Annotated in this window: 13 protein-coding genes; 10 read left to right on the forward strand and 3 right to left on the reverse strand. The window is 56.9% G+C overall.

Translation table 11 applies throughout. The features are described 5' to 3' along the window. Window positions 1-65 precede the first annotated feature (65 nt). From tatA to tatD, 4 genes are read left to right on the forward strand one after another with little or no spacing between them, the layout of a single operon-like run. Window positions 66-317 (forward strand): Sec-independent protein translocase subunit TatA, encoded by a 252-nt coding sequence (gene tatA, locus BHE81_RS23780; RefSeq protein WP_002883425.1) that lies wholly within the window; start codon window positions 66-68, stop codon window positions 315-317. 3 nt (window positions 318-320) lie between these two features. After that, a complete protein-coding gene (gene tatB / locus BHE81_RS23785; protein WP_002883426.1) occupies window positions 321-857 on the forward strand; it encodes a Sec-independent protein translocase protein TatB in 537 nt (178 codons plus the stop codon). Window positions 858-859: 2 nt separating this feature from the next. After that, complete coding sequence (gene tatC, locus BHE81_RS23790) at window positions 860-1639, forward strand: Sec-independent protein translocase subunit TatC (RefSeq protein ID WP_002883427.1); 780 nt, start codon at window positions 860-862, stop codon at window positions 1637-1639. A gap of 32 nt (window positions 1640-1671) precedes the next feature. After that, complete coding sequence (tatD, locus tag BHE81_RS23795) at window positions 1672-2475, forward strand: 3'-5' ssDNA/RNA exonuclease TatD (protein WP_072145359.1); 804 nt, start codon at window positions 1672-1674, stop codon at window positions 2473-2475. Here tatD and rfaH read toward each other — a convergent pair. After that, window positions 2472-2960, reverse strand: a complete 489-nt coding sequence (gene rfaH, locus BHE81_RS23800) for a transcription/translation regulatory transformer protein RfaH (protein WP_002883430.1) — start codon at window positions 2958-2960, stop codon at window positions 2472-2474. The two genes, tatD and rfaH, sit on opposite strands and share 4 nt — an antisense overlap. A gap of 178 nt (window positions 2961-3138) precedes the next feature. Between rfaH and ubiD the strand changes: the two genes are divergently transcribed. After that, window positions 3139-4614: a 4-hydroxy-3-polyprenylbenzoate decarboxylase gene (ubiD, locus tag BHE81_RS23805; protein WP_009309755.1), complete on the forward strand. Its 1476-nt coding sequence runs from the start codon at window positions 3139-3141 to the stop codon at window positions 4612-4614. Window positions 4615-4663: 49 nt separating this feature from the next. Next, entirely contained in the window at window positions 4664-5365 is a 702-nt protein-coding gene (gene fre, locus BHE81_RS23810) for an NAD(P)H-flavin reductase (protein WP_002883448.1), read from the forward strand. Between the two features lie 106 nt (window positions 5366-5471). On the opposite strand, the gene fadA is transcribed toward fre, so the two are convergent. After that, window positions 5472-6635 (reverse strand): acetyl-CoA C-acyltransferase FadA, encoded by a 1164-nt coding sequence (fadA, locus tag BHE81_RS23815; protein ID WP_023302346.1) that lies wholly within the window; start codon window positions 6633-6635, stop codon window positions 5472-5474. Between the two features lie 9 nt (window positions 6636-6644). Beyond that, window positions 6645-8834: a fatty acid oxidation complex subunit alpha FadB gene (gene fadB / locus BHE81_RS23820; RefSeq protein ID WP_004901902.1), complete on the reverse strand. Its 2190-nt coding sequence runs from the start codon at window positions 8832-8834 to the stop codon at window positions 6645-6647. A gap of 191 nt (window positions 8835-9025) precedes the next feature. On the opposite strand from fadB, the gene pepQ reads away from it, so the two are divergent. Genes pepQ through hemG form a run of 4 tightly spaced genes read left to right on the forward strand, consistent with a single transcriptional unit; the run spans window position 9026 to window position 13006 of the window. Further along, the gene (pepQ, locus tag BHE81_RS23825) at window positions 9026-10357 is read left to right on the forward strand and encodes a Xaa-Pro dipeptidase (RefSeq protein ID WP_004152060.1); all 1332 of its coding nucleotides are present in this window, start codon (window positions 9026-9028) and stop codon (window positions 10355-10357) included. Beyond that, complete coding sequence (locus tag BHE81_RS23830; protein WP_002883449.1) at window positions 10357-10971, forward strand: IMPACT family protein; 615 nt, start codon at window positions 10357-10359, stop codon at window positions 10969-10971. The genes pepQ and BHE81_RS23830 overlap by 1 nt, the downstream gene beginning before the upstream one ends. Window positions 10972-11009: 38 nt before the next feature. Next, the gene (trkH, locus tag BHE81_RS23835) at window positions 11010-12461 is read left to right on the forward strand and encodes a Trk system potassium transporter TrkH (RefSeq protein WP_002883450.1); all 1452 of its coding nucleotides are present in this window, start codon (window positions 11010-11012) and stop codon (window positions 12459-12461) included. 11 nt (window positions 12462-12472) lie between these two features. Continuing rightward, window positions 12473-13006, forward strand: a complete 534-nt coding sequence (hemG, locus tag BHE81_RS23840; RefSeq protein WP_002883453.1) for a menaquinone-dependent protoporphyrinogen IX dehydrogenase — start codon at window positions 12473-12475, stop codon at window positions 13004-13006. The last annotated feature ends 302 nt before the right edge of the window (window positions 13007-13308 follow it).

Consider the following 13308-nt stretch of genomic DNA (forward strand, 5'->3'; position numbering starts at 1 on the left):
GCGGCTCGCTGGATGGCGTGTATAATGCGTCCACACAATTCATCATCTGTCATAGGGGAACGTGTATGGGTGGTATCAGTATTTGGCAGTTATTAATTGTTGTCGTCATCGTAGTTCTGCTTTTTGGGACGAAGAAGCTGAGCTCGCTGGGGTCTGACTTAGGGGCATCTATCAAAGGCTTTAAAAAAGCCATGAGTGATGATGATAAACCCGAAAAGTCGGCGCCAGACGCAGATTTCACGGCGAAAACCATCGCCGATAAACAGGATGATGCAAAAAAAGACGAGACAAAACGCCACGACAAAGAGCAGGTGTAACTCGTGTTCGATATTGGTTTTAGTGAACTACTGCTGGTGTTTGTGATTGGCCTCATTGTTCTGGGGCCACAGCGGCTTCCCGTAGCGGTTAAAACGGTAGTTGGCTGGATCCGTACGTTACGCTCGCTGGCGACCACGGTACAAAATGAGCTGGCCCAGGAGCTAAAACTGCAGGAGTTCCAGGAGAGCCTGAAGAAGGTGGAAAAGGCTAGCCTGAATAACCTGACGCCGGAGCTGAAAGCCTCGATGGATGAACTGCGCGAGGCCGCGGAGTCGATGAAGCGCTCCTATAGCGCCCACGATCCCGAAAAAGCCAGCGACGAAGCCAATACCATCCTTAATCCGGTGGTCAAAGGCAGCGAAGCGCAGCGCCAGGACGTCACGCCGGCGACGGCAGAACATCAGGCCAGCGCTCCGGCTCATGCGCCAGATCCCGTTGCCGACGAGCAATCTGCTTCACCGGCTGACCTTCAGGCAGAGAAAACGTCCGCTACGGCGGCAGTTCCCCATTCTTCCCCCGCATCGAGTGATAAACCGTAAACATGGGCGTAGACGATACACAACCGCTAATTTCGCATCTGATTGAGCTGCGCAAGCGTCTGCTCAACAGCATCATTGCTATTCTGGTGATCTTCCTGGCGCTGGTCTATTTCGCCAATGATATCTACCAGCTGGTCTCGGCCCCGCTTATCAGTAAGATGCCAGTGGGCGCGACGATGATCGCCACCGATGTCGCTTCACCTTTCTTTACGCCGATAAAGTTGACCTTCATGGTGTCGGTGATCCTGTCGGTGCCGATTATTCTTTACCAGGTATGGGCCTTCGTCGCGCCGGCGTTGTATAAGCACGAACGCCGGCTGGTGGTGCCTTTACTGGTATCCAGTACCCTGCTGTTCTATATCGGCATGGCTTTCGCCTATTTTGTCGTGTTTCCGCTGGCGTTCGGCTTCCTGACCCATGCGGCGCCGGAAGGGGTGCTGGTCTCGACCGATATTCGCAGCTATCTCGACTTCGTGATGGCGCTGTTTATGGCATTCGGGGTCTCCTTTGAGGTGCCGGTCGCCATTGTGTTGCTCTGCTGGATGGGCGTTACCACGCCGGAAGACTTGCGTAAAAAAAGGCCGTATGTGCTGGTGGGTGCCTTCGTGGTGGGCATGCTGCTGACGCCGCCGGACGTATTCTCGCAGACACTGCTGGCCATTCCGATGTACTGTCTGTTTGAAGTCGGGGTGTTCTTCGCCCGCTTCTACACCGGGAAGCGCCTGACGCGCGATGACGACGCCGCGGCCGAAGCTGAAGCCGCAGAGCACAGAGAAGAGTAATACCGCCAACCGCCCGTCAGGGCGGTTGGCATATGGGAGCGATCATGTTTGATATCGGCGTTAATCTGACCAGTTCGCAGTTTTCCCGCGATCATGATGAGGTAGTGGCGCGCGCCCTGGCGGCGGGGGTTAACGGCATGCTGCTGACCGGCACAAATTTGGCGGAGAGCCAGCAGGCGCAGAAACTGGCGAGCCGCTATTCCGGCTGCTGGTCCACGGCGGGGGTTCATCCCCATGACGGTAGCAGCTGGACGCCAGCGGTCGCCGAGGCGATTTATACCCTCGCCGGTGAGCCGCTGGTGGTGGCGATAGGCGAGTGCGGTCTGGATTTTAACCGGAATTTTTCCACGCCGCACGAGCAGGAGGTAGCGTTCAGCGCCCAGTTGGCGCTGGCCGCTGAGCTGTCGATGCCGGTGTTTTTGCACTGCCGCGACGCCCACGATCGGTTTCTGACGCTGCTTAAACCCTGGCTTGAGAAGCTCCCGGGCGCGGTGCTGCACTGCTTTACCGGCAGCCGCAGCGAGGTGCAGGAATGCCTGGATCTGGGCCTGTTTATCGGTATTACCGGTTGGGTTTGCGATGAGCGGCGGGGACTGGAGCTGCGCGAGCTGCTGCCGGCGATCCCGGCGGAACGTCTGCTGCTGGAGACCGATGCGCCTTATCTGCTGCCGCGCGATCTCAAGCCGAAACCGGCCTCGCGGCGTAACGAGCCCGCGTATTTGCCGCATATCCTGGCCAGCGTCGCGGCCTGGCGCGGCGAGGAGGCGCAATGGCTGGAGGCGCAAACGGACGCAAACGTCAGGGCGCTGTTTGGCGTCGACATTAACGGCGTTTAGATTTTCTGGAAGTCGGTATTTTTAACGCTCTGCAGGACTTGCTTATTCAGCAGGTTTAACAGCAACATAGAGCGCGCTTCGCCGTCGGGCTCGGTGAAGATCGCCTCCAGGCCTTCAAACGCGCCGTCGGTGATTAGCACGCTATCGCCCTCATGCGGCGTTTCCGGGTCGGTAATCCCTTCCGGTTTGTAGATAGAAAGCTGATGGATGACCGCCGAGGGGACGATAGCGGGTAGGGCGCCAAAGCGCACGAAGTTGTTAACCCCGCGAGTGGCGCTGATGGTGGTGGTATGAATCACCTCTGGATCGAACTCAATAAACAGGTAGTTCGGGAACAACGGTTCGCTGACCATGGTGCGTTTACCGCGAATGATTTTTTCCAGCGCAATCGTCGGCATCAGGCAGTTAACTGACTGACGTTCCAGATGTTCCTGGGCTCGTTGTAGCTGCCCACGTTTGCAATACAGTAAGTACCAGGCTTGCATAATGACTCATTCCACTTCTAATAACGGCAAGCATAACAAATGGCTGGTGTAATCGCGAAAGCCATTATAATTGAAATCCAAATTTCAGCGTTCTTTCACGCTAATTTAACAAAATTACAGCATCGCGCCGTCGAACACCGTATAATTAGCCGCCTGTAGAGAGGTCAATAACACTTCCATGAAATATCACGATCTTCGCGACTTTCTGACACTCCTGGAACAACAGGGCGAACTAAAACGTATCACTCTGCCGGTCGATCCTCACCTGGAAATCACCGAAATTGCCGACCGGACTCTGCGCGCCGGCGGCCCGGCGCTGCTGTTTGAGAATCCGAAAGGCTATACCATGCCGGTGCTGTGCAATCTGTTCGGCACGCCGCGTCGCGTGGCGTTGGGGATGGGGCAGGAGGATGTCAGTTCGCTGCGCGAGGTGGGTAAACTGTTGGCCTTTCTGAAAGAACCTGAGCCGCCAAAAGGCTTCCGCGACCTGTTTGATAAGCTGCCGCAGTTCAAGCAAGTGCTGAATATGCCGACCAAACGCCTGCGCGGCGCCCCCTGTCAGCAAAAAATCATCCAGGGCGATGATGTCGATCTGAATAAAATCCCGATTATGACCTGCTGGCCGGAAGATGCCGCGCCGCTGATCACCTGGGGGTTGACGGTAACCCGCGGGCCGCACAAAGAGCGGCAGAACCTGGGGATTTATCGCCAGCAGCTGATCGGCAAAAACAAACTGATTATGCGCTGGCTGTCTCATCGCGGCGGCGCGCTGGATTTCCAGGAGTGGTGCGCGGCGCGTCCGGGCGAACGCTTCCCGGTTTCCGTGGCGCTTGGCGCCGATCCGGCAACCATTCTTGGCGCGGTGACGCCGGTGCCCGATACCCTGTCGGAATATGCCTTCGCAGGCCTGCTGCGCGGCACCAAGACCGAAGTGGTTAAGTGCGTTTCCAATGACCTTGAAGTGCCGGCCAGCGCGGAAATTGTGCTAGAAGGCTACATTGAGGCCGGTGAAATGGCGCCGGAAGGCCCGTATGGCGACCACACCGGTTACTACAATGAAGTAGACCAGTTCCCGGTGTTTACGGTAACCCATATTACCCAGCGTGAAGACGCGATTTATCATTCTACCTATACCGGCCGACCGCCCGATGAGCCAGCGGTGCTGGGCGTGGCGCTGAATGAAGTCTTCGTGCCGATCCTGCAAAAGCAGTTCCCGGAAATCGTTGATTTCTATCTGCCGCCGGAAGGGTGCTCCTATCGCCTGGCGGTGGTGACCATGAAAAAACAGTACGCGGGACATGCCAAGCGCGTAATGATGGGCGTCTGGTCGTTCCTGCGCCAGTTTATGTACACCAAGTTCGTGATTGTCTGCGATGACGACGTCAATGCACGCGACTGGAACGATGTGATTTGGGCGATCACTACCCGTATGGACCCGGCTCGTGATACGGTACTGGTAGAGAATACGCCAATTGATTATCTGGATTTTGCCTCGCCGGTTTCCGGCCTGGGTTCAAAAATGGGGCTGGATGCCACCAATAAATGGCCTGGCGAAACCCAGCGTGAATGGGGTCGCCCAATCAAAAAAGATCCTGCCGTTACGGCGCGTATTGACGCCATCTGGGATGAACTGGCCATCTTTAAACAACAGTAAGCGGGGCTAACGCCGCTGTTTTGCTCTATTGACCCGACAGAGGGGACGCATGACAACCTTAAGCTGTAAAGTGACCTCGGTGGAGGCGATTACCGATACCGTATATCGTGTTCGATTAGTGCCGGAAGCGGCATTTTCCTTCCGTGCCGGCCAGTATCTGATGGTGGTAATGGATGAGCGCGACAAGCGCCCGTTCTCCATGGCTTCCACGCCGGCGGAACAGGAATTTATCGAGCTGCATATCGGCGCCTCGGAGCTCAATCTGTACGCGATGGCGGTCATGGATCGCATTCTGAAAGAGCGTGAAATTGAGGTTGATATTCCGCATGGCGAAGCGTGGCTGCGCGATGACGAAGATCGCCCGCTGATTCTGATCGCTGGCGGTACCGGATTCTCTTATGTGCGTTCTATTCTGTTAAGCGCGCTGGCGCGTAACCCGGATCGCGATATCGCCATTTATTGGGGCGGCCGCGAGGCTAAGCATCTGTACGATCTGGCCGAGCTGGAAGCGTTAAGCATCAAGCATCCGAATCTGCGCATCGAGCCGGTGGTCGAACAGCCGGAAGAAGGGTGGCGTGGTCGCTCCGGTACGGTACTCACCGCCGTGCTGCAGGATTACGGTACGCTGGCCGAGCATGACATCTATATTGCCGGTCGTTTTGAGATGGCCAAGATCGCTCGCGACCTGTTCTGTAATGAGCGCGGCGCGCGTGAAGATCGCCTGTTTGGCGATGCGTTTGCGTTTATCTGAAAATAAAAAACCCGCCCCTGACAGGCGGGAAGAACGGCAACTAAACCTGCTCTCTTCGCCATAGCCGCCAGGTTCTGGTGGCCATGGCGTTGAGATACCCTTTCGCTTAAACCCGCTCAAACACGGTAGCGATCCCTTGTCCCAGGCCGATACACATGGTGGCGAGGCCGAACTGAGCGTCTTTGCGCTCCATCTGGTTGATCAGCGTGGTGCTAATACGCGCCCCGGAACAGCCCAGCGGATGACCGAGCGCGATCGCCCCGCCGTTGAGGTTGATCTTCTCATCGATCTGCTCCATTAAGCCCAGATCTTTAATACACGGTAGGATCTGCGCGGCAAATGCTTCATTCATTTCAAAAACGTCGATATCGCTGGTGGATAAGCCCGCTTTTTTCAGCGCCAGCTTTGAGGCCGGAACCGGGCCATAACCCATAATGGACGGGTCGCAGCCGACCACCGCAATTGAACGGACGCGAGCGCGCGGCTTCAGCCCCAGCTCGCGAGCGCGGCTTTCGCTCATCAGCAGCATCGCCGCTGCGCCATCGGAAAGGGCGGAAGAGGTACCCGCCGTTACCGTACCGGTCACCGGGTCAAACGCCGGTTTAAGCGTGGACAGCGTCTCGACGGTGGTTTCCGGGCGGATCACCTCGTCATAGTTAAAGGACTTGAGTACGCCATCGGCATCGTGGCCGCCGGTGGGGATAATCTCCGCTTTGAATGCGCCGGACTGGGTTGCGGCCCAGGCACGAGCGTGAGAGCGCGCGGCGAATTGATCCTGCATCTCGCGGCTAATACCGTGCAGACGCGCCAGCATCTCCGCAGTCAGCCCCATCATCCCTGCCGCCTTTGCCACGTTGCGGCTGAGGCCCGGATGGAAATCGACGCCATGGCTCATTGGCACATGGCCCATGTGCTCGACGCCGCCAATCAGGCAGACGCTGGCATCGCCGGTCATGATCATACGGGTCGCATCGTGCAGCGCCTGCATGGAAGAACCGCACAGACGGTTGACCGTATTTGCTGGTACCGAATGCGGGATCTCCGCCAGCAGCGCCGCGTTTCGGGCGATGTTAAAACCCTGCTCGAGGGTTTGCTGCACGCAACCCCAGTAGATATCGTCTATCGCGCTTGCCTCAAGCGACGGATTGCGCGACAGCAGGCTACGCATCAGGTGCGCGGAGAGGTCTTCCGCGCGCACGTGGCGAAATGCGCCGCCCTTCGAACGGCCCATCGGGGTGCGAATTGCATCGACAATGACAACCTGTTCCATTGTGACTCCTTAAGCCGTTTTCAGAGCGCCAACCGGACGGGCTGGCTCTACCTGGGGATAATACGCTTCGTTATGGCGCGCTTTGTCACGCAGACCGGCTGGCACTTCATACAGCGGGCCAAGGTGCTGGTATTGCTGCGCCATATCGAGATACTTCGCGCTGCCGATGGTGTCCAGCCAGCGGAATGCGCCGCCGTGGAACGGAGGGAAGCCCAGGCCGTATACCAGCGCCATATCCGCTTCCGCCGGGCTGGCGATAATGCCTTCTTCCAGGCAGCGGACGACTTCGTTAACCATGGGGATCATCATGCGGGCGATAATCTCTTCATCGCTGAAATCGCGCTTCGGCTGGCTGACGTCGGCCAGCAGGCTGTCGACGGCAGCATCTTCTTCTTTCTTCGGCTTACCTTTGCTGTCGTCTTTATAGCGCCAGAAGCCGAGGCCGTTCTTCTGGCCGAAACGGTTGGCGTCAAACAGGGCGTCGATGGCGTCGCGATAATCTTTCTGCATCCGCTGCGGGAAGCCCGCCGCCATGACCGCCTGAGCATGGTGTGCGGTATCGATGCCGACCACGTCCAGTAGATAAGCCGGGCCCATCGGCCAGCCAAACTGTTTCTCCATCACTTTGTCGACTTTGCGGAAGTCCGCTCCGTCGCGCAGCAGCTGGCTGAAGCCGGCGAAGTAGGGGAACAGTACCCGGTTGACGAAGAAGCCGGGACAATCATTCACCACGATCGGCGTTTTGCCCATTTTGCTGGCCCAGGCCACCACTTTGGCAATGGTATTATCCGAGGTTTTTTCGCCGCGGATCACTTCAACCAGCGGCATGCGATGCACCGGGTTAAAGAAGTGCATACCGCAGAAGTTTTCCGGGCGCTGCAGAACGCTGGCCAGCTCGCTGATGGGGATCGTTGAGGTGTTGGACGCCAGCACGGTATCCGGGCGCACTTTTGACTCGGTTTCCGCTAGTACGGCTTTCTTCACTTTCGGGTTTTCGACCACCGCTTCAACAACCACGTCGACGCGATCAAAACCGCTGTATTCCAGGGTTGGCTGAATGGTGCTTATCACTCCGGCCAGCTTCAGACCGTCGATTTTGCCGCGTTCCAGCTGTTTATTCAGCAGCTTCGCCGCTTCGGTCATGCCAAGGGTCAGCGATTTGTCGCTGATGTCTTTCATCACCACCGGCACGCCCTTCCAGGCCGACTGGTAAGCGATACCGCCGCCCATAATGCCAGCGCCCAGGACGGCAGCATGCTTCGGCGTCTCGACATCTTTGGTCAGCTTTTTCGCTTTCGCTTTGACGTACTGGTCGTTCAGGAAGATACCAACCAGCGCGCGGGCCTCATTGGTATGGGCCAGCGGGACAAAGCTTTTATTTTCCAGCACCAGGGCTTCTTCACGACCAAGACGCGCGGCGGCTTCAATGGTTTTGACCGCGGTGATCGGCGCCGGGTAATGCTTCCCGGCGGTTTGCGCGACCATGCCTTTGGCAATCGTGAAGCTCATGGCGGCTTCAATTTTGCTGAGCTTCAGCGGCTCCAGCTTCGGCTGACGTTTCGCTTTCCAGTCCAGGTCGCCATTCATGGCCTGACGTAGGATCGCCAGCGCGCCGTCGCGTAGTTTTTCCGCAGCGACCACGCCATCCACCAGGCCGATTTTCAGTGCTTGATCGGCGCCGACGTCTTTCCCGGCGGCAATAATTTCCAGCGCGCTATCGGCGCCGAGCAGGCGCGGCAGACGCACGGAACCGCCGAAGCCCGGCATAATGCCGAGCTTGGTTTCCGGCAGCCCAATGCGCAGGTCCGGCGTCGCCAGGCGGTAATCGGTCGCCAGCACACATTCGCAACCGCCGCCCAGCGCATAGCCATTGACGGCAGAGATAGTGGGGACGGGGAGATCTTCCAGACGATTGAAGACGCTGTTAGCAAAATGCAGCCACTGGCTTAACTGCTCTTCAGGGACCAGGAACAGCGAGAGGAATTCGGTGATATCCGCGCCGACGATAAATGCCGCTTTTTCAGAGCGCAGCAGCAGACCTTTGAGATCGCTTTGTTTTTCCAGTACGTCCAGCGCATGACCAAGGCTGGCTACGGTTGCGGTATCAAGCTTGTTGACCGAACCTGGGGCATCGAACACCAGTTCGGCGATGCCATCTTCCAGCCAGTCGAGGTACAGGGTGTCGCCTTTGTAGAGCATGTCAGTCTCCTGAATCCAGCAATATGATCTGGTCATACCAGATGAAACGGAGTGTGGAATTTATGTTAAAGAATTGCAAATTAGTCTTTAAATAATTGCTGGTCGGATCACATCCGGCGGAAATCACCCGCACGCAGGTCGATGTGCTAAGATGCGGTGTATCACGATCCCATAAAAGCAAAGGATAAAAGATGGAATCCCTGGCCGCGCTCTATAAAAATCATATTGTTACCCTACAAGAACGTACCCGCGACGTCCTGGCCCGTTTTCAAATGGATGCTCTGCTGATTCACTCCGGCGAGCTGGTTAACGTCTTCCTTGATGACCATCCGTACCCGTTCAAGGTCAATCCGCAGTTCAAAGCCTGGGTGCCTGTGACTCAGGTGCCTAACTGCTGGCTGCTGGTGGACGGTGTGAATAAACCGAAGCTGTGGTTCTATCTGCCGGTAGATTACTGGCATAACGTTGAGCCGTTGCCGACCTCTTTCTGGACCGAAGAGATAGACGTGATCGCGCTACCGAAGGCCGATGGCATCGGCAGCCAGCTGCCTGCCGCTCGCGGTAATATTGGCTATATCGGCCCGGTGCCTGAGCGCGCGCTGGGCCTGGGTATCGCCGCGGATAAGATCAACCCGAAAGGGGTTATCGACTACCTGCATTACTACCGGGCTTACAAAACCGATTACGAGCTGGCCTGCATGCGTGAAGCGCAGAAGTCGGCGGTGAATGGTCATCGTGCGGCCTACGAAGCTTTCCAGTCGGGGATGAGCGAATTCGATATCAACCAGGCCTATCTCACCGCCACCGGCCATCGTGATACCGACGTGCCTTACAGCAATATTGTCGCGCTGAATGAGCATGCCTCCGTCCTGCACTACACCAAACTGGACCATCGTGCCCCGGCGGAGATGCGCAGTTTCCTGCTCGACGCCGGTGCGGAATATAACGGCTATGCCGCAGATCTGACGCGCACCTGGGCGGCGCACGGCGATAACGACTTTGCCCATCTGATCAAAGACGTTAACGATGAGCAGCAGGCGCTGATTAGTACCATGAAGGCCGGTACCAGTTACATTGATTACCATATCCAGTTCCATCAGCGTATCGCGAAGCTGTTGCGTAAACACCAGTTAGTCACTGATATGAGCGAAGAGGCGATGGTGGAGAATGACCTGACCGGGCCGTTTATGCCGCACGGGATTGGCCATCCGCTGGGTCTGCAGGTGCATGATGTCGCTGGCTTTATGCAGGATGACACCGGTACGCATCTGGCGGCGCCGTCGAAATACCCGTATCTGCGCTGCACCCGTATTATCGAGCCGCGGATGGTGTTAACTATTGAACCCGGCATCTACTTCATCGAGTCGTTACTGGCGCCGTGGCGTGAAGGCCCGTTCAGCAAGCACTTTAACTGGCAAAAAATTGACGCCATGAAGCCGTTCGGTGGGATCCGTATCGAAGATAACGTGGTGATTCACGAAAACAGTATCGAAAATATGACGCGCGATCTGAAGCTGGCCTGATGGAGAGCTGGTTAATCCCGGCGGCGCCGGTTACCGTCGTTGAGGAGATTAAAAAAAGCCGTTTTATCACGCTGTTGGCGCATACCGACGGCGTGGCGGCGGCAAAAGCTTTTGTCGAGTCCGTCAGAGCGGATCACCCTGATGCCCGCCACCACTGCGTGGCGTGGGTCGCGGGGCCGCCTGATGATTCGCAACAGCTGGGGTTTTCAGACGATGGCGAACCGGCGGGAACGGCGGGTAAACCGATGCTGGCGCAGCTGATGGGAAGCGGCGTCGGCGAGATAACCGCTGTCGTCGTGCGTTACTACGGTGGTATCCTGCTGGGCACCGGCGGTCTGGTTAAGGCCTATGGCGGCGGGGTGCATCAGGCGCTGGCGCAGCTGACGACGCTGCGCAAGACGCCGTTAACGGCATATACTTTGCAGTGTGAGTATGGGCAACTGGCCGGCGTCGAAGCGCTGCTCGCCCAATTCTCCGGGAACGTCGTTGAAAGCGAATATCTGGCGTCAGTTCGGCTGCGCGTGGCGCTTCCCCAGGCCGAAGTGGCGGCTTTTTCAGCAAGACTGGCTGATTTTAGTCGTGGTTCATTGCAATTACTGAAGATTAACGAATAATCCCCTCTGTTTTTTGCCTATCAAAGGAAGCGCCAGAGATGCATTTTCGCGCCATAACCCGAATCGTTGGACTGCTGGTCATCTTGTTTTCGGGGACGATGATCGTCCCGGGATTAGTGGCCCTGATATATCGCGATGGCGCGGGACGGGCCTTCACTCAAACCTTCTTTGTCGCTCTGGCGATCGGCTCCATGCTGTGGTGGCCGAACCGTAAGCAAAAAGGCGAACTGAAATCTCGTGAAGGGTTTCTGATCGTGGTGCTGTTCTGGACCGTGCTGGGGAGCGTGGGGGCCTTGCCCTTTATCTTCTCCGAACAGCCGAACCTGACGGTGACGGATGCCTTCTTCGAGTCATTTTCCGGCCTGACGACGACCGGGGCGACCACTCTGGTGGGGCTGGACTCGCTTCCGCACGCTATCCTCTTTTATCGCCAGATGCTGCAGTGGTTCGGCGGCATGGGGATCATTGTGCTGGCGGTAGCGATTCTGCCTATCCTCGGTGTCGGGGGGATGCAGCTCTACCGCGCGGAAATGCCCGGCCCGCTGAAGGATAACAAGATGCGTCCGCGTATTGCCGAGACGGCGAAGACATTGTGGCTCATCTATGTGTTACTCACAATCGCCTGCGCATTGGCGCTCTGGTTTGCCGGTATGCCGGCGTTCGATGCGATCGGGCACAGTTTCGCCACCATCGCCATCGGCGGTTTCTCGACTCACGATGCCAGCGTCGGCTATTTCAACAGCCCGATGATCAACTCCATCATTGCCATCTTCCTGCTGATCTCCGGCTGTAATTACGGTCTGCATTTTTCGTTGTTGAGCGGACGCAGCCTGAAGGTGTACTGGCGCGACCCCGAATTTAGGATGTTCATTGGCGTCCAGTTGACGCTGGTCATCGTCTGTACGCTGGTGCTATGGCTTCATAACGTGTACGGCTCGGTGTTGACGACGCTGAACCAGGCGTTTTTCCAGGTGGTGTCGATGGCGACCACCGCGGGGTTCACCACCGATAGTATTGCACGCTGGCCGCTGTTCCTTCCGGTGCTGTTGCTGTGCTCCGCATTTATCGGCGGCTGCGCTGGCTCCACGGGCGGTGGATTAAAAGTGATCCGTATTCTGTTGCTGTTCAAGCAGGGCAACCGTGAGCTGAAGCGGCTGGTGCACCCGAATGCGGTGTATAGCATTAAATTAGGTAACCGCGCGCTGCCGGAACGTATTCTGGAAGCGGTATGGGGATTCTTCTCCGCCTATGCGCTGGTCTTTATCATTAGTATGCTGGCGATTATCGCCACCGGGGTGGATGACTTCTCTGCTTTCGCCTCCGTGGTGGCGACATTGAACAACCTCGGGCCTGGGCTCGGCGTCGTCGCGGATAACTTTGCCACCATGAACCCGGTCGCGAAATGGATCCTGATTGCTAATATGCTGTTTGGTCGTCTGGAAGTGTTCACCTTACTGGTGCTCTTTACCCCCACTTTCTGGCGCGAATAACAGGAGTGCTCGTGAAAACTTTAATTCTCTTCTCCACCCGCGACGGGCAGACCCGTGAAATCGCTTCGTTTCTCGCTTCTGAGCTTAAAGAGCTGGGCATCGATGCGGACACCCTGAACCTGAACCGTACCGATGTCGTCGAATGGCATCACTACGATCGGGTGGTCATTGGCGCGTCGATTCGCTACGGGCACTTTCATCCGGCGGTGGACCGCTTTGTGAAAAAGCATCTGGCAGCATTGCAGGCGCTGCCGGGGGCATTCTTTTCGGTTAACCTGGTGGCGCGTAAACCCGAGAAGCGCACGCCGCAGACCAACAGCTATACGCGTAAGTTTCTGCTGAACTCGCCGTGGCAGCCGCAGAGCTGCGCGGTATTTGCCGGCGCGCTGCGCTACCCGCGCTACAGCTGGTACGATCGGTTTATGATCCGCCTGATTATGAAAATGACCGGGGGTGAAACGGATACCCGCAAAGAAGTGGTCTATACCGACTGGCAACAGGTATCCCGGTTTGCTCGGGAAATCGCACAAATGGCGCGCAAATAGCGCGTAAAACTCGCGTTGTGATGGAAAATCGAGCGAACGAAAAGTTTTTTTGCATTTCCCCTTGTCACCTCAGAATTACTCCCTATAATGCGCCTCCACTGACACGGAACAACGGCAAACAAGCCGCCGGGTCAGCGGGGTTCCGGTGAGAACCTCGCAGAGAAAAGCAAAAATAAATGCTTGACTCTGCAGCGGGAAAGCGTAATATGCACACCCCGCGCCGCAGCGAAAACGAAGCGGCACTGCTCTTTAACAATTTATCAGACAATCTGTGTGGGCACTCAAAGTGACATGGATTCTTA

Origin of the sequence: Klebsiella sp. AqSCr (genome assembly GCF_008452795.1) — a bacterium.
Lineage (GTDB): Bacteria > Pseudomonadota > Gammaproteobacteria > Enterobacterales > Enterobacteriaceae > Klebsiella > Klebsiella pneumoniae.

Coding starts and splice junctions, on each gene's coding strand:
- tatA (WP_002883425.1), top strand. CDS start 66: ATGGGTGGTATCAGTATTTGGCAGTTATTAATTGTTGTCGTCATCGTA.
- tatC (WP_002883427.1), top strand. CDS start 860: ATGGGCGTAGACGATACACAACCGCTAATTTCGCATCTGATTGAGCTG.
- tatD (WP_072145359.1), top strand. CDS start 1,672: ATGGGAGCGATCATGTTTGATATCGGCGTTAATCTGACCAGTTCGCAG.
- rfaH (WP_002883430.1), bottom strand. CDS start 2,960: ATGCAAGCCTGGTACTTACTGTATTGCAAACGTGGGCAGCTACAACGA.
- ubiD (WP_009309755.1), top strand. CDS start 3,139: ATGAAATATCACGATCTTCGCGACTTTCTGACACTCCTGGAACAACAG.
- fre (WP_002883448.1), top strand. CDS start 4,664: ATGACAACCTTAAGCTGTAAAGTGACCTCGGTGGAGGCGATTACCGAT.
- fadA (WP_023302346.1), bottom strand. CDS start 6,635: ATGGAACAGGTTGTCATTGTCGATGCAATTCGCACCCCGATGGGCCGT.
- fadB (WP_004901902.1), bottom strand. CDS start 8,834: ATGCTCTACAAAGGCGACACCCTGTACCTCGACTGGCTGGAAGATGGC.
- pepQ (WP_004152060.1), top strand. CDS start 9,026: ATGGAATCCCTGGCCGCGCTCTATAAAAATCATATTGTTACCCTACAA.
- BHE81_RS23830 (WP_002883449.1), top strand. CDS start 10,357: ATGGAGAGCTGGTTAATCCCGGCGGCGCCGGTTACCGTCGTTGAGGAG.
- trkH (WP_002883450.1), top strand. CDS start 11,010: ATGCATTTTCGCGCCATAACCCGAATCGTTGGACTGCTGGTCATCTTG.